Below are 20,116 nucleotides of genomic sequence, written 5' to 3'. Positions count from 1 at the left end.
TAGACGTTTCTTGCCTTCGGATCGCCCGATTCTACCGCCGACCGCTTGGTTACATCGCGTTACGTGCCTAGGCTTGACGACCTCCCCGGAGGTACCGACCCATGCCAGCCCGAATCGCTCACCGCCCCGCCCGGATGACGCTCCTGCTCGCCGCGCTGCTCGCGACGCCCGTCTTCGCCGCCGAAAGCCTGCCCCCACGCGCAAGCTGGAAGGCCAGCAGCTCGTCCCAGCAGGTGCCCGCGCTCGCGCCGGCCCATGCGATCGACGGGGACGAAGCCACGCGCTGGGGCGGTGCGTTCAGCCCCGGCCAGTGGTTCCAGGTGGATCTGGGCAAGGTCGCCTCGGTCGGCGGCGTACGCATCCATTGGGATAGCGGATTCGCCGCGTCCTATTCGATCCAGACCTCCGTCGACGGCAAGACGTTCCAGCCGGTCTACGCCGTGACCGACTCGCCGGGTGGCACCGAATACCTCGTCTTTCCCGCCACGCAGGCACGTTACGTGCGCCTCGCCGCCCCGGCGCGCACGGCGGACTGGGGCGTCTCCGTGTTCGAATTCGAGCCGTTCGCGGCGAGCGAGACCGCGCGGATCACGGGCCTCGACGGCAAGGGCGACGGCGCCGCGCTCTGGGCCGACGGCACCTCGCGCGGGATCGTCGGCAAGGGACCGAAGGGCGCACGGCAGCTCGACATCGCCCTCCCCCGCCCGATCGACATCGCGGGCATCGAGGTGACGTGGGACGGGCCGCGCGACGGCGCCACGCTCGAAGCCCGCGATGCCGCAGGCCAGTGGCGCGCCGTCGACAGCGATCCGGGCAGCCTCGGCGACACGTCGTACCTCGCCGCCCGCGAGCCCTTCCAGGCGAGCGCGCTGCGGCTCGTCGTGGGCATGAAGAACGGCGCGACCCCGCGCATCGAGCGCCTGCGGTTCCTCGGCCCTCCGCGTGTCATGACCGCGATGAAGCGCTACCAGATCGCCGCGTCGCGCGAGAACGCCGCGCTGTTTCCATCGTCGCTGCACATGCGGCAGGTGTACTGGACGGCGGTCGGTGTGCCCGCCGGCCTGCAGAAGGCCATCTTCGACGAGTACGGCGACATCGAGCCGTACAAGGGCGGTCCGCAGATCCAGGCGATCTGGCGCGACGCGTCCGGCCGCACGGCCGTATCGGATGGCGCGGAACGCGCGCACGCGTTGCGCGACGGCTGGAAGCCGATGCCGTCGGTACGCTGGACGGTGCAACCGGGCCTGTCGGTGACGAGCGAGGCGATCGCGGTCGAAGGCGACGGCCAGCCTGTCGTGCTGCTGCGCCATCGGCTGCGCAACCAGGGCACCGCGACTGTCGACGGCACGCTGTCGCTCGTCGTGCGCCCGATCCAGGTCAATCCGCCGTGGCAGAACGGCGGCCCCTCGCCGATCCACGACATCGCCATCGCCGGTGATGGCGCGCACACCGACGTGCGCGTCGAAGGTCGCACGCTGATGGCGTCGCTGACGCCCGTCGATGCCGCGGGTGCCGCGCCGTTCGGGGCGCATGGCGAGGCCGAGATCACCGCGCAGGTGGCCGCCGGCACGGTGCCTTCCGCGCGCGACGCGCATGACGCCGACGGCCTCGCGGCCGGCATGCTCGACTATCGCGTACATCTCGCACCGGGCGAGCAGCGCGATGTCGTCGTCGCCTTCCCGCTCGGCGACTCGCCCGCCGATGCGAAGGGCCATCTGCCCGAGCCGCCGCCGATCGACCGGAAGGCGCTCACCGCCGACGGCTTCGACAGGCTCGCCGACGACGTCTCCGCCGCCTGGCAGAAGCGCCTCGGCGGCGTCGGCATCTCTTTGCCCGATCAAACCCTCGTGGACATCCTGCGCTCGCAGGCGGCCTACATGCTGGTGAACCAGACCGGTCATGCGATGCAGGCGGGTCCACGCAACTACAACCGTTCGTTCATCCGCGACGGTGCCGCCACGGCGTCGATCCTGCTGCGCATGGGCGAGACGAAGACCGCCCGCGACTATCTCGACTGGTACGCGGCGCACGCGGTGCACGAGAACGGTCTGGTCTCCCCGATCCTCAACGCCGACGGCAGCGTCAACACCGGCTTCGGTTCCGACATCGAATACGACAGCCAGGGCGAATTCATCAACCTCGTCGCGGACGTGGCCCGCTTCGGCGGTGGCGCCGCCAGCGTGAAGGGTTACCAGCCCAAGGTGCGCGCCGCCCTGCATTTCATGCAGGAATTGCGCGAGCGCACGATGGTGCCCGGCTATCTGTCGAACCTTCCCGCTCCCGAGCGCTTCCACGGCATCATCGCGCCGTCGATCAGCCACGAGGGCTATTCGAGTCCGACGCACAGCTACTGGGACGATTACTGGGCGTTGAAGGGCTGGCACGATGGCGCCTGGCTCGCCGAGCAGTGGGGCGACAGGGAACTCGCCCGTTATGCGCACGAACAGTACGCCGCGCTGCGCGAGTCGGTCCGTGAATCGATCGAGGCCACGATGGCGTGGAAGGGCGTCGACACGATCCCCGCCGCCGCTGATCTCGGCGACGGCGATCCGACCAGCGTGTCGATCGCGCTCGACCCCGCGGGACAGATGGACGTGCTGCCGCGGGACGCCCTGACCCGCACGTTCGACCGCTATCTCGCCGACGTGCGCAAGCGCAAGGCACCAGGCGAACTCTACGCCTACACGCCGTACGAGCTGCGCAACGTGCTGACGTACGTCTACCTGAACCGCCCGGCGGACGCGCAGGAGCTGCTCGCCGACGTCGTGGCCGATCGCCGGCCGCCCGAGTGGAACATGTGGGCGGAGGTCGTCCACTCGCGCCTCCGCCATCCGGGCTATCTGGGCGACATGCCACACACCTGGATCGGCTCCGAGTACGCCCGCACGATCTTCGGCATGCTTATGCGCGACGCAGACGACGGGCTGTACCTGCTTCCCGGTGCGCCGCCGGCGTGGGTGGCGGGGCCGGGATTGTCGATCTCCCGCCTGCCCGTGACCTACGGTTCGCTCAGCATGACGGCGAGGCGCACGGGAAGCACGTTGACGGTCACGCTCGACAAGGGCATCGCCGCCGGCACGCCGGTGCGCGTGTTCTGGCCGGACCGCGTGAGGCCGCGGAAGGTAACCGTCGATGGCAAGGCGGCCGCGACGTGGGATGCCGATGGCGTGCGCATCGCCACGCCGTTCCGCAAGCTCGTCGCCGAGTACTGATCGTTCGAACACCGCCCCGTGGCAGGCGCGGGGCAGCGTTCGCGTCAGCGCTCGAAATCGACCAGCACGGTGACGTCGCGATTCACGATGCCGCCGCGAACCGTCGGCTTCGTCTCGCGCAATCGCGCGTAGAACTCATAGTCCTCGCCTGGGCCCAGGGCGTTCATGCGGATGAGTTGGCCCGGCCTCATCGTCTTCTTATTGGCGTCGCCCAGCTCCAGCCCCACGTTCTCCGGCCCCGTCAGCCGGAAAAGATCGGGATTGTCTGCATCTGCGTCGCCCGCACCGCCAAAAGTGAACCTCGCGACCATGCCGAGAGGCTCGGGGCATTTTTCGACCGTGAGCTTGAACGGCACCCAGGGCGTCGCGCGATCGGGCGTCGCAAAGTTACTCAGATTGTAGTCGCCGAGCTTGACCGTCTGGTCGAGCGTCTCCGGGGTGATGGTGCAGGTCGGCCTGCGCAGGATCATGGAGAAGATTTCCATGGTCCGGAACACCTGTTGCGCACTGATGTTTGGCAACGACACCGCCTGCTTCGCGATCTCCCCCGAATCGACGCGTCCGAAAAGGACCGGGCCAGCCATCCTCTCGACCTCGTAGGAGACGGTATCGTCCGCGCTGGTGACCTCCTCGCCTTTCGCGAAAGACTCGTCGAATTCGTGCGGAAAGCTGCGTATGACCGATTGGCCGTTTTCCTGAATCTTCACGCGAATGCCAAAGCCCGAGGGCTTGCTGTTGACAAGCAACGGAACCAGATCGCCCACGGTCGGCTTCACATAGAAACCTCTGAAATGGGCAAGCCCTTCCTCGCAACTCAGTAGCACCTTGCCTTCGCCGTACGCGCCCCCCCTCTGCACGACGTCGCCCACCTCCATTGCATTATGAACGTCGATGTACGTCGTTTGCCCGATCTGATAGGTGGCCTCATTCACCGAGGTGCAACCTCCGTTGGCCCGGGCCTCCACCGCTCCGCCGATCGAAACAAGGGCGAGCAGGGTAAGCGTGGTTCGTTTTCCGTTCTTCGTCATCATCGACCTCTCTCCGTACACGTAACGCGTACCGTTCATGACGACGCTGGCGTGCGTCGTTCCGAGGAGGCACATGGCACCTGCCGCGATGACTTTGCGGATGATTCCCTGCATGTTCGTGGCGTTCCTTCAGATCTCGACTGTTCGATCGCCGGCCGGTGGCCGGCGATCGATTCCCTCCGCTTAGCTCTCGTAGCGGACCGTGTAGACCACCGAGCTGTTCGCGCCGCCCGCGACCACCGTGCCGGTCGACTCATAACCGGCGCCGTAGACCAGGATGGCCTGGTTGTTGACGACCGTCTCTTTCACACCGTTGTTCTGGTTGTTGCCGAGGATGTCGATCGGATCGTTGTTCTTGTCGAACAGGCGAATGCGCACGCCGCTGGCACCGCCGGTGACTTTCAGGCCGCCGCCTGCATCGACCGTCGCGCCGTTCTCGAACGTCGCCCATACCTTGGTGTCGTTCGCGCAGGCGGACTCACCGTCCTTACCGATGTAGATGCGGAAGCCGATCCTGCCCGAGACATCGCCCACGTTGGCGAAGTCGCCGGCGCTGACCGCGCCGATGTCCACGGTGAAGTCCGGGCCACCATTCTCGGTACCGCCGTTGACCGAGCAGGTCACGTTGGTGATCGAACCGGTGAAGTTGATCGTGCCGGTCGATGCGAAGGCAGACGGAGCTGCCAGGCCCGCGAGAAGCAGGGCGGAGGTCATAACTTTGAGGTTCATCCAATTAACCTTTCATACGTTCATGTGTGAACAACACCGCCTCCCGGCGATGTCGGCTTTGGGGAGACACGGGGTCTTCCCCGCGCATCACGCCAGCCAGGCTCGACGAACGCGAGCGCCAAAAAAGTTTGTCGGATTTGGCCTACGCGCCATATAGAAGTTTTCGGAAAATTTTGACTTTCTTCCGAAACGGCGACGGGGCCTGCACTTTTGAAGTGAGGCCCCGTTTCTCAGGACGCGGAAATGATTTTCTGCTAGCGACGTGATATCGCAGGTGGGCGACTACTGTCCGATGCGACGCAACGGCTTGCCGCTCATCAGGTTTCGCTCGATCTGCTCCAGCGTCACATTCTTCGTTTCGGGCACGAGCCAGAACGTGATGGCGATGAAGACCGCGTTGAGCGCGGCGTACAGCCAGAACGTCGGTGCGTTACCGATGCCGCTGAGCAGCGTGAGGAACGTTGCACCGACGATCATGTTGGTGACCCAGTTGGTGAACGTCGAGACGGCGATGCCGAAGTCGCGCCCTTTCAACGGCTGCACCTCGGAGCACAACGTCCAGATCAGCGGACCGGCCGACATCGCGAAGCCGACGATGAAGAGCAGCAACATGCCCACGGTGAAGAACTGCTCGCCACGCGACGAAATGCCGAGACCCATCATGGTGCCGACCACGCCCAGGCCGACTGCCATGATGGCGAAACCGGCGTAGAGGATCGGCTTGCGTCCGAGGCGATCGACGAAGGCGAAGGCGATGAGCGTCGCCAGCACGTTGGTGAGGCCGACTGCGGCCGTGAACCACATCTGCGCATGGGTGTCGTAGCCCATGTCCTTGAAGATGCGCGGCGCGTAGTACATCACGACGTTCATGCCGGTGAATTGCTGCATCGCCTGGAGCAGGACGCCAAGCCCGACGGAACGGCGGAAATTCCGGTTTTCGCGGAACATGCTCCAGCCGTGCTGCGGGGTCTTCAGCTGCTCGTCGATGTCCGCCATCTCCTTTTCCACCACGGCCGTGTCGCCGCGGAGTTTCGCGAGCACGACCTTCGCGTCGTCGCGCCGTCCGCGCATCATCAGCCAGCGCGGGCTGTCGGGCAGGAAGAACAGCCCGAGCAGGAATAGCACGCCCGGCGCCGCGATCACACCCAGCATCCAGCGCCAGCTGCCACTGGCGCTGAAGGCGGTATCCGAGAGAAAGGCGAGCAGGATACCGGTCGTGATCATGAGCTGGTACGTCGAGATCATGGCCCCGCGAATCTTCTCGGGAGCCACCTCGGCGAGGTAGAGCGGCGCGGTGAACGTCGCGACGCCGATGGCGAGGCCCAGGACGAAGCGCGCGACGATCAGGATCGAAGCGGACGGCGCGAAGGCGCAGAACAGCGAGCCGACGATGAAAAGGAGGCCGGCGAGGATCAGCGAACGCTTGCGCCCTAGGACGGCCGACATCCAGCCGGCACCGAGCGCACCAACGGCGGCACCCGCCATCATCGAACTGACGATCCACTCGATCATCCGGTCGGATACCCGGAAGTCGGACTGGATGAACTGGGTGGCGCCCGAGATGACGCCGATGTCGAGTCCGAACATGAGGCCGGCGAGCGCGGCGAGGATACAGGTGGTGACGATCGCCGCCCTGGGGTGGGCGGTTTCGGCTTTCTGCGTGACGACGGCGTCCACAGGCGGGTCCTTGTCTCAATGCGATCCCTTCATTGGATGCCCCGGCATGTATCCGGCCCGTGTGAGGGGTGTCGGCATGCGGTGATCCCGTGGCGGATTTACCGGGCACGAGCTTTAAGCGTTTTCGGCAAGCTATCGCGGGTTCGCGGCCGTCCCGGTGCATGCTCGGGAACGGTGGTCGACGGGTGATCCGAGCCCGCAGGCCATTCAGGCGCGGTCTGTCGCCGCCGGTACGCGCGCGGTCGTCGAGCGCCCCAAAGCGCAGGTCTCGCCAAGCCGGCGGGACGTCGCGCTGTGTTAGCGTCCGTCTGTTTACTTCCACGGAAACCGTTCGAACGTGCCCCCCATGCCTACCCCGTCCGACGACCACGATCCTGCCCTGACGACCCGCGAGGCGGCCGAGCTGCTTGGCATCTCCGTCAGCACGGCGCAGAAATGGATCGAGGGCGGCGCGGTGGAATCGTGGAAGACGCCGGGTGGGCATCGACGGATGCGGCGAACGGCCGTGTTGCGCCTGCTCGAGGAACGCACGGCGTTGGCGCGCCCGGCGGCGGCCGTCGCGGAAGAACTGCTCCCGCTCCAGGACCCCGCGTATCCGGTGCCGGCGGACGAAACACCGAGGTTGCGTGCCGTGGGCCGGACCGGCCTGCTGGATACCGAGCCCGATCCGGCGTTCGATCGCCTCACCCGCCTCGCTGCGATCATGGCCGGCACGTCGGCCTCCGTCGTGTCGGTGCTGACCGCGCGCCGGCAGTGGTACAAATCGCGCCACGGCGTCGAGGCGACCGAGACGCCGCGCGACCTCGCGTTCTGCAACCACGTGCTGCTCGCCGACGACATGGTCATGGTCGAGGATGCACGCGGCGACGCCCGATTCCGCGACAACCCCCTGGTGCGGGGCGAGCCCCACATCCGTTTCTACGCGGGGTGTCCCCTCCACTCCCCCGATGGGTTCGTCATCGGCACGCTGTGCGTGTTCGACACGGCGCCCCGGCGGCTCGACGCGATCCAGCAGGAGTGCCTGCGCGCGCTGGCGGAGATCGGCGAAGACGCCATTCGTCTGCACATGGCGGAGCGCGGCCGGCGCTGAAGGCTACGTGGCGGCTGGCGTCCACGGGTCGTAGCTGCCGAAGTACCAAAGGTAGCCCTCCGGATCGCGGGCCGAGTAGCCAGCGCCGCCGTAATCCTTCTCCTCGTAGTCGTCCACGATCTCGGCCCCGGCCGCCTTCGCGGCGTCGTAGTGCGCGCGGACGTCGGCCACGGTGACACAGGCGCACTGCGTCTGGCGGCCACCGACGTCGCGGGGCTGGACCATGTGACCGCTGAAGGGGGTGTCGTCGCGAACGGAGCCGAGCATGATCATGCCGTCGCCGTAGGTCAGCTGCGCATGGTCGATCAGGCCGGGGTGCGCGCTGCTCTCGTAGACGGCCTGGCGCTGGAAACCGAACGCCTTGCAGAGGAAATCGATGGCGGCGGGGGCGTCGGCATAGCGCAGACAGGGAATGACGGTGCTGCTCATGAGGGTCTCCTTGGCGGTGTGCCGACGGTAACCCGGCCCGTGCCGGGGAACCATTGCCCCGTCAGTCAATCCGAAAGCAGGCTCAGGCGAGCTCCGCCACGGCGCGGCGCACGGTGTCGATGCCGCCGGCCTGCTGGTTCGTGGCCTGCGCCACATCGGAGACGCGCTCCAACAGCGTGCCCACCGACGTGAGGATGTCGCGCATGGCCACACCGGCTTCCCCGCTGCGCTCGCTCCCTTCGCGCACGCGGTCGAGCGTGCCCTCGATCAGCGTCCGGATCTCGCGGGCGGATTCGGCGCTCCGCTTGGACAGCGTGCGCACCTCCTGCGCGACGACCGCGAAGCCCTTGCCATGCGAGCCGGAACGCGCGGCTTCGATCGCCGCGTTGAGCGCAAGGATGTTCGTCTGGAACGCGATGGAATCGATCATCGACACGATCTCGGCGATGTCACGCGCGCCGTCCTGGATGGCGGACATGGTGGAGATGACCGCCTCGACCATCGCGCCGCCGTCCGCCGCCGACCGACTCGCCTCGTTCGCCAGCGCGTTGGTGGCGCGCGCCTGCGCGGCGATCGCCGGCACCGTGTCGGCAAGCTCCGCGAGCGACGCGTGGAGCGTGCGTGTCGCGCGCGTCTGCGCCGTCACGTCTGTGGCGTACTTGACGACCTTGAAGGGGCGTCCCGCCATGTCGAAGATCGGGTTGTAGCTTCCCTGGATCCACACTTCGCGGCCCCGGCGGTCGACGCGGCGGTAGAGGCCGGCGTCGTACTCGCCGCGGCCGAGCTTCTCCCAGAAGGCGAGATACGCCGCGCTCGTGCGATCGGCGCCGTCGACGAACATGCGGTGGTGCTGCCCGACGACCTCGTCGCGTGCGTAGCCCATGGTGGCCAGGAAGTTGTCGTTCGCATCCAGGATGATGCCGTCCAGCGAGAAGCTGATGACGGCCTGCGCCTTGTCGATCGCGGCCAGCCGCCCTTCCATGTCCGCGCTGCGCAGGCGCTGCTCGGTCACGTCGGTCGCGAACTTCACGACACGCAGCGGACGACCCGCTCGGTCGAGTACGGGGTTATAGCTCGCCTGGATCCAGACTTCCCTGCCACCGGCACCGAGGCGGCGATAGAGACCGACATCCGGCTCGCCCGCCGCGAGCCGTTGCCAGAAAGCCGCATATTCCGGCGCCGCGGCCTCCTCCGGCGCGACGAACATGCGATGGTGGCGGCCGACGATCTCCGCGCGCTCGTAGCCCACCGCGGCGAGGAAGTTGTCGTTCGCGTCGAGGATGGTCCCGTCGAGCGCGAACTCGATCACGGCCTGCGTCCGGTTCAGGGCGTCCATTTTCCCGCGCACGCCGGCAGACCGGCCAAGGAGCGCGCGGAGTCGTGCGGTGAGATCGAGGGCCATGTGTCGTGCTCCGCGGGTATGGCTGGAGCTCGCTTATCGTCAGGCGTGAAGACTAACTTGATGTCGCTGCAGCGTCTTTGCCGAATTCGCGCATCGGCTTAGCGACGACTTACACCTGTCGTCGATTCGGCCTAGTCGGCCTGTCCGATCACCAGCGGTCTTGCGTCGGTGCGGCCCTGATCGTCGACGACGCGAACCAGGAATCGCCCGGTGCGTTCGGGCGCCCACATCAGCCCCTGCCCGTTGGGGACACTGCCCAGATAGGTGTCGTCGACGAACCAGTAGATGCGGTGGGCGGCGGCGTCCACCGTCGCGGTGAACGCGATGCGCTCGCTGCCGAGGCGGGATGCGCGGATCTGGTAGCTGCTGCCACGCGTGGGCGAGGTGATCTTCGGCGGCTCGCCGGCGAGCTGACCCCCGCCCTGGCAGTCGGGAAGCGGGGGCGGCGTGCGCCGCGGCATGCCGGCCTGCGCGAACACCCGCGCCAGGTCGGACGGCCAGTACTCGTAGACCTCGGTGCGCGTGTGATGCGGATCGTACGGTGGGCACGCGGGCTTGCCGGTCGTCGTGTCGACCACCACGGGACGGTGCACGTTGCTGACCCGGATGGGCGACTTGCCGGGAATGAACCACGTGCTGCCGAGCTGCGGACACCAGGCGTTGGGCAAGTCGCCACTGGCGAGGCAGATGGGCACGCGACGCAGGTTGGGCGGATTGCGCCGGATCGGCTCCGCCAGCCCGGGGCGTTCCGCCCGCAGGGCATCGGCGATACGGAAGAACAAGGGTGCCGCGGCGTCGACGCCGACGAAGGCCGGGTTGCCCGCACCGTCGAAGTTGCCGATCCACACGACGAGGACGTAGGGCCCGAAGTTGCCCGCCGTCCACGCGTCGCGGAAGCTCCAGGAGGTTCCCGTCTTCCAATACACGGGGACCCGCGATGGCTGCGCCGCGACGACATCGTCGGGCCGCGGATTCTGGCGCAGCATGTCCATCACCATGAAGCTCGCCTCCTCGCTAAGGACGCGCGTGCCGCCGGCCTTCGGCGTCGAGGCGAGAAGACGCAGCGGGCGGAGTTCGCCCCGATTCGCCAGCATGGCGTAGAGGCCGGCCAGCTCCTGCATCGTGACTTCGCCGCCGCCGAGCACCAGGGCGAGCCCGTAATGCTGCTCGCTCGCCATGCGCGAGATGCCGGCGTCGCGAAGGAAATCGTAGAGCGATGGATGAGCCAGCCGCGCGGCGACCTGTACGGCGGGGATGTTGCGACTGCGCACGAGCGCCTGCGTCGCCGTGACGGGGCCGAGGAAATGACCGTCGAAGTTCTCCGGCGTATACGGACCGAACGCGCTCGGGACGTCGCGCAGCACCGTCTCGGGATGGAGGATGCCCTGATCGAACCCCAACGCGTAGATGAAGGGTTTCAGCGTCGAGCCGGGCGAGCGTTTCGCCAGCGTGCCGTTCACCTGGCCCTGGATCGCCGCATCGAAATAGTCCGCGGAACCCACCATGGCCTTCACGCCCATGTCGCGCGTGTCCACGAGGATCGCCGCCGCGTTGCGGATACCGCGATCGCCCGCGCGTTCGACGTACTGCCGAACCTGTCGTTCGAGGCTGCGCTGGAGCCCGAGGTCGAGCGTCGTGACGACCCGCATGTCGTCGTCGCCGTCGAGGCGGCGCGCGGCAAGCACCTGCTCGACGAAGTGCGGCGCTTCGAACGGCAGGCGCGAGAGCGGACGAAGCCTCAACGGCAGGTCGAACAGCGGTGCCGCTGAGGCGTCCTCGGGATGCCGCGACGTCCAGCGCGCGAACAGCCGGTCGCGCGCGACCTTCAGCGCCCTGTCGATGACGGCGTTGCCGTTCGCGTCGCCGGGCAGGCCACGCGCCGGCTCCTGGGGAATCACCGCGAGGGTCAGCGCCTCCGGCAGGCTGAGCCGCGCCGGCGCCTTGCCGAAGTAGGCGAGGCTCGCCGCGCCGACACCTTCGACGTTACGGCCATAGGGCGCGGCGTTGAGATAGGCCTCGAGGATGTCGTGCTTCGAATAGCGCAGTTCGAGCCCGATCGCGCGCAGCGCCTGCGTGAACTTGCCGGCGGGGCTCCGCGTGTCGAGTCGCCACATCAGCCGTGCGAGCTGCATCGTGATGGTGGAACCGCCCTGTGGCGATGCGCGCCGAACGTACGTCATCCACGCGCCGCGCGCGATGCCCCATGCGCTGACGCCCGGATGCCAGCGGAACCATCGATCCTCGTGCAGCAGGACGGCGTCGACCATCGCCGGCGAGATGTCCTCCAGCGGCACCCACAGCCGGTAACGCTGGTCGCTCGCGAGGGTGAGGCGCAGCAGGTGCCCGTTCGCGTCGTAGACCGCCGTCGAGGACGGAAACGACGCGCGCAGCGGCTCGTGTGGCCACAGGCGAAAGGCAAGGGGCACGGCGGCGAAGAGCAACAACGCCACGAGGGCGTTGTGCCATTTGACGCGACGGAGGCGCGAGAGGAGCTTCATGAGTCTGGCGATGAACGGTGCCCGGGGGCGGGAGCGACCGGCCCCTCGCTACGGCTTCCTCTCCACCGCGATCGTGCCGCCGCCCGGGGCCCGCGCCTGCACGCCGCGGTCGTAGAGCGATTCGGCGAAAACCGGCGGAATGACGAAGCGACCCGCATTGGTGGCCTTGATGCGATAGATGAACTCCTGGACGTCGCGGCTCGCATAGCCATAGACCACCACGCGATCCTCGCGCACGTCGGCATACTCCGGCGTCCACGTGGACTCCGGCGTGCCGATGGGCGAACGCCATGCCGGTGTCTCGTCGCCCTCGCCTTCGTCCTCGCCTTCCGCACCCTCGTCTCCGGACGCCTCGCTGTCTTCCTCCGCGGCGCTCGCCTGCGGCTGCCCCGGAGGACTCGTATCGAGCACGGGTTCGAAGCCGCCCGGCAGCAGATCGACGATGGCGACATCGGGGATACCTCCGTCGCGCGTCGAGCGGATGCGGAGATGGACGTCGATCTCGTCGCCCGCGTTCACCGTGTCGATCGCCTTGCCTTTCGCGTCCGTGTAGCTGCGCGTGATCTCGATGCCGTCCTTGCGCGTCTCGGTCGAGGGCTTGCGATCGAAGCCCGTCTGGGAGACGGCATACCAGGACTGAGCGTCGGCATCGTCGACCATCCGCAGGCGCTGGGTGCCGGCGGTCCAGCGGCCATCGACGATGGCGCCCTTCGGCGTGCCGATCGGCGTGACCTTGCCGTCCGCCGCCACCGCGCCGATCGAGAGTTTCGCGACGTCGCCGCCGGCTTCCTTCGCCCAGGCATCGAGCGCGAGGATGATCATGCCGGAGGACAACGTGTTGTACCGGCCCTTGCCGAGCGGACGCACGAGGTTCTCGATCGTCTCCGGCGGCAGCGCCTTCGCCTGCTCGCTGAAGTGCTTCGAGAGCAGGTAGAGGACCGTGGCGTCGCGAATCGGCGCGTCGTAGTAAGACTCGTAAGCGTAAGGCTCGTCGGCCGGCTTGCGGCCGAGTAGCTTGCGTGGGCCAGACATCAGGTCTGCGGCAAGCCTGTCCTGATGCAGCAACTGGTACGACGCCGCCAGCCAGGCCGCCGCGAGATCGTCCTTCCACGCTTTCGCGTGGACTTCCTGCAGGCGGCGTTGCACGGACGCCAGGTCGTTGGTGGTGACATTGCCCTGCCGCGTCAGCAGGTAGATCGCGTAGGCGCGCTGCCGCATCGCCGGCAGCGAGTCGTCGGTGTCGTCGGCGGCGATCTGGCGAAGGGCGTTATCCGCCGAGGCGAGCAGGTCGTGCGGCACGGCCACTCCCCGGTCACCGGCTTCCACCAGGTAATGCACCGCGTAGTCGGTGGCGAAGGCATGGGTATCCGGCGTGGCCGTCCACAGGCCGAAGCCACCCTGCCCGTTCTGGCGAGCGCGCAGCGTGTCGAAGAGCGCGGCGACGGGGTCGGCGGGGGGCGTGTCGCCGTCGGACATGCGCGCCGGTTTCACGTCGCCGAACTCCGGCCGCTGTCCCAGGACGAGTGCGGGCATCGCGGCACTGACGACCTGCTCCGTGCAGTAATGCGGGAAGTCGACGAGGTAGGCGGCGAGCCCGCGTGCGAGCACGAGCGGCACGGTGGAGAACGCGGCGTCACGCCGTGCGTACTCGTCATGCATCTCGCGCAATCCCGTGACATCCGCGCGTCCGTGGGCCTCGACGCGACCGAAGGCCAGGTCGGTGCGCAGCGGCGACGCCGGCCGGACCGACAGGTCGACACCCTGCTTCGCCGACTTGCCGCCGTATGCGGCAGTGAACGTCAGGTTGCCCGAGCCGAGGCGATCGGTGGCGCGCACGCGGAAGATCGCGACGCCTTCGCGCATCTCGCCCAAGCCGAGCGTCGCCGACGCGTTGCCGACGATCTGCAGCTGCGGGCCCACCTTCAGGCTCACGGCGACCGGTACCTCCTTCCCGCCAAGGCCGGTGAGATTGTTGGCGACGCCGACGCTGATCTCGGCCTCGTCGCCAGGCGCGAGGGTGGTGGGCACGTTCGGCGAGAGCACGAAATCGCCGCGCACGGTGGTCGCGCCCTCGAACGTACCGATGCGTTCGGGGGACACGCTGATCGCCATGACGCGCAGCTTGCCGTTGAAGTAGTCGGGCACCTTGTAGGTCAGGTCGCGCGATCCGTCGACATCGACGATGCCCGACCAGTAAGCCACCGGCTTGTCGCGCTTACGGCGGAAAGGATTGAGCTGCCGCCCGATCGCGCCGTCCGCGTCGCCGCCCGGCGCCGCCATCGCCATCAGCTTCTGGAAGTCGGGAATGATGAGGTCGAGGATCTGCGAGGTCGAGACCTCGAGCATGCGCTTGCGGAAGAAGTACTGCAGCGGGTCGCCGAGCTTGTAGCGCGCGACCTGCAGGATGCCCTCGTCCACCGCGAACACCACGGCGCGCGTCGGCACGGGCGACGTGACGTGGAACGTGACGGTGTCCCCGGGCTTCACCAGCGACGGCGACTCCACCGCGATCGCGTCGCGCCGGGCATCCATGTTGACCGAGAACGGCACGACGCCGAAAGACAGCGGGCTCATGAAGATCTCGTCGGACGACGGATCGCGCACGTACTGCACGTTGATGTACCCGTTGCCCTCGAAGTCGGCGGGCACGGCGATGTGCTGCACGGAGCTCGTCGAATCGGCGTGGAACCACGCGTGCGCGTACACGCGATCCCGTTCGATCGTGATCAGGCCGCTGCCGGCGTAGGGTGCGCGAATCGCGATATCGACGGTTTCGCCCTGGGCGTAGTCCTTCTTCGAAAGCGTGAGCTGGAGCTCGGCGTTGCGTTCGAGCGAACGGGACACGTTGCCCTCGCCCGCCACCGACCACGCGACGCGATTCACTTCCTTGCCATCGGCGTTCTTCACCACCAGCGCGAAGTTGCCCGGCTTGTCGGTCGGCAGCGCCACGTCGACGCCGGCCGCGGGAATCGACAGCGGCGTCTCGGAGATCGTGGTCTCGCGCGCCTTCGACTCGTACTTGAATACGCCGGAATCCTGCTTCGTCAGCACGGACACGTAGCGCGTCTCGACGATCGCCTGCTTCAGGCCGGCGAGCGCCATCCGCTTCGCCGACGGATCGATGGCGACGAGGTTCACGCTGCGCTTCGCGTCGCGGCTGACGTAGTCGAGGTTGTCGGTCGACTTGTAGCCGACGAGCCAGTCATTGGACGACACCATGCCCTGCGTCGCCGCCGCGACGCTGCGACCGCCTTCGGCCTCGTAGGCCTTGGCGAGGAAGTAGAGCTGGTACGTCGCATCCGCGTAGCGCGAAAGATCCAGCGCGAACTCGGCGTGACCCTTGTCGTCGGTCTTCGCGTCCGCGAGCTTCTCCTCGAAGCCTTCCTTCGCGCGGCGGATGTCGTAGAAGTGGTAATCCTTGTAGCTGGGGAACGAGGGGAAGGCAGGGCGCAGTGTCAGGGAGCCTTCCACCCGGCGATCGGCCGCCGGCGTGCCGAAAAGGTTCTGCACGTCCACCATGGCCTTGAGCTGCGCTGGCTTCACCCACCCTTCCGGCACGGCGGAGGAAAGCTTCGCCGATACCTTCATGCGATCCGGCTGGAACTCCTTCACCTGCACCGTGGTGCTGCCGATCTGCGAGTACGGCTTGCCGTCCTTGGCGATGTACAGGTTCACGGTCCAGTTGCCCGTCGGCGAAGTCTCCGACGTGGTGTGCTCCAGCTCGGCGAATCCGGCGCCGTCCATCGAAACGGTCTGCTGGCGCACCGTGGTGCCGCGCGGGTCCACGATCTCCGCGATGAGCGGCATGCCGGCGACGCTTCGCGTCCAGCTGTTCGCGCGGACGATCATGCCGATGTGCAACAGGTCGCCCGGCCGGTAGATGCCTCGATCGGAGAACAGGTAGCCGGACAACTGGCCCTGGCTGTGCGCGTTGGGCTCGCCGCCGATGTCGAAGCGCGAGAAGTCGAGCGAGCGATCGTACGAGCTCACGGGCAGGAACGAGAGGTCCTCGCCCTGGCGCACCACGTACATCGCAGGGGCCTTCTCCTGTGTGAAGCCCTTGAGATTGGCGAAATGCGCGCGGCCGTCGCCGCCGGTCGTCTGCGTGAGGAGCGTGCTGCCGTTCTTCGCGATCACGGCGACGGAGGCGCCGGCGACCGGCGAACCGCTCCGGATCGACTGCACGAAGATGTCCTGGCTGCCGTCGAGCGACTTCTTCGCGATGACGCCGAGGTCGGTGATGACGACCAGACGCTCGTCGCGGGGCCAGTCGTAGGGCGTGAAGTCGATATCGTCGTCGCTGCGGGCGGCCTCGGCCGCCGCGGCATCCGGATCGGCGCCAGCCTCTCGCGCGGCCGCTTCGCGGGCCGCCTTTTCCTTTCGCTCGCGCGCTTCGCGCTCGGCCTTCGGGTCGTAGCCCGACAGCTTCAGCAGGAACACGCCGCGCTTGCCGGCGGCGAGGTACTGGCCCAGGTCGAAACCTTCGTAATGCGCCTTGCCCGGCCCTTCGTCGGGGAACGCGACCTTCTTCACGAAGCGGTCGACGATGTGGTCGGGCGTGAAGCCGTACATCTCGGGTTTCGCGTAGCTCCCCGAGTTGAGCGATACCAGGTGCTGCAACTGGTCCGGCAGCACGCGGCCGACCTCGATGCGCATGCCCGGCAGGTTGCGCGACACCACCGAGATGTGACGGTCGCCACTGAGCGATAGCAACGATCCGTCGGCCATGAAGCGGAGGAGGCGCGGGTAGTCGGGCACGGTGAGCAGGTCGCTGCGCGGCCGCGGCATGACGTAACCGCCGAACGACGTCATCCCTTTGTCGACGCGCACGTAGATCCGCTGCCCCGGCTGCGCGTGGTAGCGGAAACTCTGGGTTTCCGACCAGTCGTTCTCCGTCGGCACGACCTCCGGCTTGAGCGCGGTGAAGCCGCGCAGATCGGCCTCGCCGATCGACGACATGGCGTAGTGCTTGTCGTCGTCGAGAGGAAGGGCCCAGACGTGGAGCTTCTTCGCCAGTTCGGCGTCGCTCACCGGGCCGCCGAACTGCATCACGACCACCTGTTCGGGTTCGAAGCGCTCGTTGTCGACCAGCGTCGCCGAGACGTCGTCGATCTTCAGGCTGTACAGGCCGGGCACGCGCACGGCGGTCTCGAGCGCTTTCTCGGTGCCTTCGCCGCCGCGGCTGCTGACCACGCCGTCCTCGAGCTTCAGCGCCACGGAACCGTCGTCACGGGGAAGCTGCAGGGGCTGCGAGTGGACGAACGCGTTGAGGCGGTGTTCGTCGTAGGTCACGGTGTACTTGAGCGCGTCGCCCCGCTTTTCGTTGCCGTTGCGCAGTTCGAGGGCGATCCGCTTCTCGAGTTGCGCCGCGTCCACCGGGTAATTGAAGCCGAGGTGGACGATCGTCTTCTTGCGCGTCGGGTCCTGCGGGTCCTGGTAGAACTCGCCGTTGACCACCCTCGCCGTGAACGGCGCCGTGGCGAACGTGAAGTGATCGTCCGCGAGCAGCGCCTGCGGCGCGAACACCTTCGTCCTGTCGAAGCGCACGTCGATCTTGCGCCCGACCGGCCAGTCCGACGCCGGCGTGAAGCGCAGCACGCGGTCGTTGTCCCAGGTCCACTGGCCCTGGAGCTTCGGCTCCATCGCGATGCCGTCGGTGACCGGCTTGCCGAGCGCCTCGAGACGCGCGGCGGACGCGGAGAACGTGACCACCAGCGGGTGGATGTCCGCCGGGACGCGGTCGTAGTCGGTCACCGCCGGCGCCGGGGCCTCGAACGTGATGCGGTCGGGCTCCACCGGCCGGGGGCGGTTCTGCCACCAGTGCCAGCCGAACCAACCGGCGGCGGCCAGTGCCAGAACCGCCGCGATGCCGCCCGTGAACTTCAGCGGATGCGTCCGGGCGACGCGGCCCGTCGCCGGCACCCAGGCGGGCGCGGACCAGGCCATGTCGCCGAAGACCGGCCGGAGCATCCAGCCGAGGAAACGGAACAGGGCCCGCACGAGGCGGATGGGGAGAAGGGCGAGGAAACGAAGCAGATCCATGTGTTCCGGTCCGAAGCGTGAGTGACGGCGCCGCCGCCGTGCCGCGGATACGTCGCGGCCAACCCGCCGCGCATGCGCGGCGAGCCAGCCAGTCGATTCGTATCCCCAGAGTCATCCTGCGCGTGGCATCGGCCGCCACGACGACCGGATTCTGGCACATCGGAGGCAGCCCCATCGATCGTCCGTCCCCTGGGAATGCAATGGAAGAATTCTGAAAATCGTGTCGGATTATTCGCAGCGTGACCTGGCTCACGACGGGTGCGTAACGTCATGTAACGCGCTGATTTATTCGTTTATTGTGGCGTCACGATGAGAAACGACGCGACCAGTTCCCTCGACGACCTCGCCGCGTGGCGCGACATGGCGTGCGCCCAGCGGCTGGTCATCGACGATCTCAACCACCGCATGAAGAACATGCTGACGGTGGTACAGGCGATCGCCATGCAGAGCTTCCGTGACGACCGCCCGCTCGATTGCTCCATGGCGGCGTTCGGGACCCGACTGCGAGCCCTCGCTCGCGCGAACGACCTGCTCCTCGCGCCCGCATCGGCCCTCAGGGCACTGGACGAGGTCGTCGCCGATGCCGTCGCCCCGCACGATCCGGGCCACTCACGCGTCACCTTCTCGGGACCGCCGCTCGCCGTGGACCCCGGGACGGCCGTCTCCGTGACCATGGCCGTCCACGAGCTGCTCACCAACGCGACGAAGTACGGCGCCCTCTCGACGGCGAAGGGCACGGTCGAGCTCACCTGGTCGTTCGATCCCGCTCGCGAGCGCGGCGAGGCCCGCCTGGAATGGAAGGAGCGCGGAGGTCCGGCGGTCGTTCGCCCGGCACGGCGTGGCTTCGGCACGTGCTTCATCGAGAAGGTGTCGGGTCGGGCCTCCGGCGAGCCCGCGGTGCGCTTCGAGGCCGACGGCGTCAGGGCCGTTTTCGACGCGCCCGCCGTCCGCGCCTGACCCATCGCCACCGCCGGGCGACGAGCGTTGAAAAAATGTCGGTCGCCCTTGTCGATTCGGGCGCGTCACAATCGACGTCTCCATGTACGCCGGGAATCGTCCCGGCGCCAGACCGGGAGACTACCGATGCGATTCATGGTGATGGTCCGCGCGACGAAGGCGTCCGAGGCCGGCGAGATGCCGAGCGAGGCCTTGCTGACGGCCATGGGCAATTTCAACGAGGAGCTTGTCCGCGCCGGAGTGCTCCTCGCCGGTGAAGGCCTGCACCCCAGCCGCGAAGGCGCCCGCATCCGCTACGCCGGCGACCGCCGCGACGTCCTCGACGGTCCGTTCGCCGAGACGCGCGAGCTCATCGCCGGCTTCTGGCTCATCCAGGTACGTTCGCTCGACGAAGCCATCGAATGGATGAAACGCGCACCCAACCCGTTCGAGCACTGCGAATCCGAGATCGAAATCCGCCGGGTCTTCGAAGCCGAGGACTTCGGTCCCGAATTCACCGCCGAGGCGCGCGCGCAGGAAGATCGCCTGCGCGCCGAACTGGCATCCAAAGCCTGATCCACCGACACAAGGAAAACCGTCATGACCGTTCAGCCTTATCTGTTCTTCCCCGGTACGTGCGAAGAGGCATTCGAGTTCTACGCCAGGGCGCTCGGCGGCAAGATCGTCGAGAAGCACCACTACAGCGAGATGCCCGAGCCCGATGGGGCGCAGGCCGAAAACCATGGAGGACCGTCGGCCGAAGCCATGCGCGTGGCGCGGGACAGGAATTACGTCATGCACGCCAGTCTCTCGGTCGACGGGCACCTGATCATGGGCTCCGACGCCGTGCGCGAGGCCCATGAGCCGCCGCTCAGGTTCGAAGGCTTCAAGATCACCCTCGGCTTCGACGACGTCGAGGACGCACGCAAGGCCTTCGACGCGCTCTCGCCCGGCGGCACGATCGAGATGCCGTTCGGACCGACGTTCTGGTCCACCGGCTTCGGCATGTTCACCGATCGCTTCGACATCCCCTGGATGATCAATGGCCCCGATCCGAAGCCGGAAGCCTGAGG

General features: G+C 67.5%; 12 protein-coding genes. 5 read left to right on the top strand and 7 right to left on the bottom strand.

What is annotated here, in order from left to right; genetic code table 11:
- Positions 1-101: 101 nt before the first annotated feature.
- Entirely contained in the window at positions 102-3,212 is a 3,111-nt protein-coding gene (locus J2X58_RS14835; RefSeq protein WP_310049077.1) for a discoidin domain-containing protein, read from the top strand.
- A gap of 44 nt (positions 3,213-3,256) precedes the next feature.
- Here J2X58_RS14835 and J2X58_RS14830 read toward each other — a convergent pair whose 3' ends face one another.
- The 3 genes from J2X58_RS14830 to J2X58_RS14820 form a co-directional block, all read right to left on the bottom strand.
- A complete protein-coding gene (locus J2X58_RS14830; RefSeq protein ID WP_310049076.1) occupies positions 3,257-4,354 on the bottom strand; it encodes a fimbrial protein in 1,098 nt (365 codons plus the stop codon).
- Between the two features lie 69 nt (positions 4,355-4,423).
- Entirely contained in the window at positions 4,424-4,969 is a 546-nt protein-coding gene (locus tag J2X58_RS14825; protein WP_090175150.1) for a fimbrial protein, read from the bottom strand.
- Between the two features lie 282 nt (positions 4,970-5,251).
- Complete coding sequence (locus tag J2X58_RS14820) at positions 5,252-6,646, bottom strand: sugar porter family MFS transporter (RefSeq protein WP_310049075.1); 1,395 nt, start codon at positions 6,644-6,646, stop codon at positions 5,252-5,254.
- A gap of 346 nt (positions 6,647-6,992) precedes the next feature.
- Between J2X58_RS14820 and J2X58_RS14815 the strand changes: the two genes are divergently transcribed.
- The gene (locus J2X58_RS14815) at positions 6,993-7,736 is read left to right on the top strand and encodes a GAF domain-containing protein (protein WP_310049073.1); all 744 of its coding nucleotides are present in this window, start codon (positions 6,993-6,995) and stop codon (positions 7,734-7,736) included.
- A 3-nt stretch (positions 7,737-7,739) separates the two neighbouring features.
- On the opposite strand, the gene J2X58_RS14810 is transcribed toward J2X58_RS14815, so the two are convergent.
- The 4 genes from J2X58_RS14810 to J2X58_RS14795 form a co-directional block, all read right to left on the bottom strand.
- Complete coding sequence (locus J2X58_RS14810) at positions 7,740-8,165, bottom strand: VOC family protein (RefSeq protein WP_310049072.1); 426 nt, start codon at positions 8,163-8,165, stop codon at positions 7,740-7,742.
- 82 nt (positions 8,166-8,247) lie between these two features.
- On the bottom strand, positions 8,248-9,567 hold the full coding sequence (locus J2X58_RS14805; protein WP_310049070.1) for a PAS domain-containing methyl-accepting chemotaxis protein: 1,320 nt from the start codon (positions 9,565-9,567) through the stop codon (positions 8,248-8,250).
- Positions 9,568-9,698: 131 nt separating this feature from the next.
- The gene (gene pbpC / locus J2X58_RS14800; protein WP_310049069.1) at positions 9,699-12,065 is read right to left on the bottom strand and encodes a penicillin-binding protein 1C; all 2,367 of its coding nucleotides are present in this window, start codon (positions 12,063-12,065) and stop codon (positions 9,699-9,701) included.
- A gap of 48 nt (positions 12,066-12,113) precedes the next feature.
- On the bottom strand, positions 12,114-18,107 hold the full coding sequence (locus J2X58_RS14795) for an alpha-2-macroglobulin (RefSeq protein WP_310049067.1): 5,994 nt from the start codon (positions 18,105-18,107) through the stop codon (positions 12,114-12,116).
- A gap of 309 nt (positions 18,108-18,416) precedes the next feature.
- On the opposite strand from J2X58_RS14795, the gene J2X58_RS14790 reads away from it, so the two are divergent.
- From J2X58_RS14790 to J2X58_RS14780, 3 genes are all read left to right on the top strand, one after another.
- Positions 18,417-19,064 carry a sensor histidine kinase gene (locus J2X58_RS14790; protein WP_090058899.1) on the top strand — a complete coding sequence of 216 codons (648 nt, stop codon included), beginning with the start codon at positions 18,417-18,419 and terminating at the stop codon, positions 19,062-19,064.
- 126 nt (positions 19,065-19,190) lie between these two features.
- Positions 19,191-19,619 (top strand): YciI family protein, encoded by a 429-nt coding sequence (locus J2X58_RS14785; protein WP_310049065.1) that lies wholly within the window; start codon positions 19,191-19,193, stop codon positions 19,617-19,619.
- Between the two features lie 24 nt (positions 19,620-19,643).
- On the top strand, positions 19,644-20,114 hold the full coding sequence (locus J2X58_RS14780) for a VOC family protein (RefSeq protein ID WP_310049064.1): 471 nt from the start codon (positions 19,644-19,646) through the stop codon (positions 20,112-20,114).
- Positions 20,115-20,116: the final 2 nt, after the last annotated feature.

This window comes from Luteibacter sp. 3190 (assembly GCF_031456385.1).
Lineage (GTDB): Bacteria > Pseudomonadota > Gammaproteobacteria > Xanthomonadales > Rhodanobacteraceae > Luteibacter.
Note: the sequence above shows the minus strand (reverse complement) of the source record. Positions and strands in the feature narration are given on the sequence as shown.

What these genes read in the sequence shown, in the direction of transcription:
- J2X58_RS14835 (WP_310049077.1), top strand. Translation starts at nt 102, where the DNA reads ATGCCAGCCCGAATCGCTCACCGCCCCGCCCGGATGACGCTCCTGCTC.
- J2X58_RS14815 (WP_310049073.1), top strand. Translation starts at nt 6,993, where the DNA reads ATGCCTACCCCGTCCGACGACCACGATCCTGCCCTGACGACCCGCGAG.
- J2X58_RS14830 (WP_310049076.1), bottom strand. Translation starts at nt 4,354, where the DNA reads ATGCAGGGAATCATCCGCAAAGTCATCGCGGCAGGTGCCATGTGCCTC.
- J2X58_RS14790 (WP_090058899.1), top strand. Translation starts at nt 18,417, where the DNA reads ATGAGAAACGACGCGACCAGTTCCCTCGACGACCTCGCCGCGTGGCGC.
- J2X58_RS14780 (WP_310049064.1), top strand. Translation starts at nt 19,644, where the DNA reads ATGACCGTTCAGCCTTATCTGTTCTTCCCCGGTACGTGCGAAGAGGCA.
- J2X58_RS14805 (WP_310049070.1), bottom strand. Translation starts at nt 9,567, where the DNA reads ATGGCCCTCGATCTCACCGCACGACTCCGCGCGCTCCTTGGCCGGTCT.
- J2X58_RS14795 (WP_310049067.1), bottom strand. Translation starts at nt 18,107, where the DNA reads ATGGATCTGCTTCGTTTCCTCGCCCTTCTCCCCATCCGCCTCGTGCGG.
- pbpC (WP_310049069.1), bottom strand. Translation starts at nt 12,065, where the DNA reads ATGAAGCTCCTCTCGCGCCTCCGTCGCGTCAAATGGCACAACGCCCTC.
- J2X58_RS14785 (WP_310049065.1), top strand. Translation starts at nt 19,191, where the DNA reads ATGCGATTCATGGTGATGGTCCGCGCGACGAAGGCGTCCGAGGCCGGC.
- J2X58_RS14810 (WP_310049072.1), bottom strand. Translation starts at nt 8,165, where the DNA reads ATGAGCAGCACCGTCATTCCCTGTCTGCGCTATGCCGACGCCCCCGCC.
- J2X58_RS14825 (WP_090175150.1), bottom strand. Translation starts at nt 4,969, where the DNA reads ATGAACCTCAAAGTTATGACCTCCGCCCTGCTTCTCGCGGGCCTGGCA.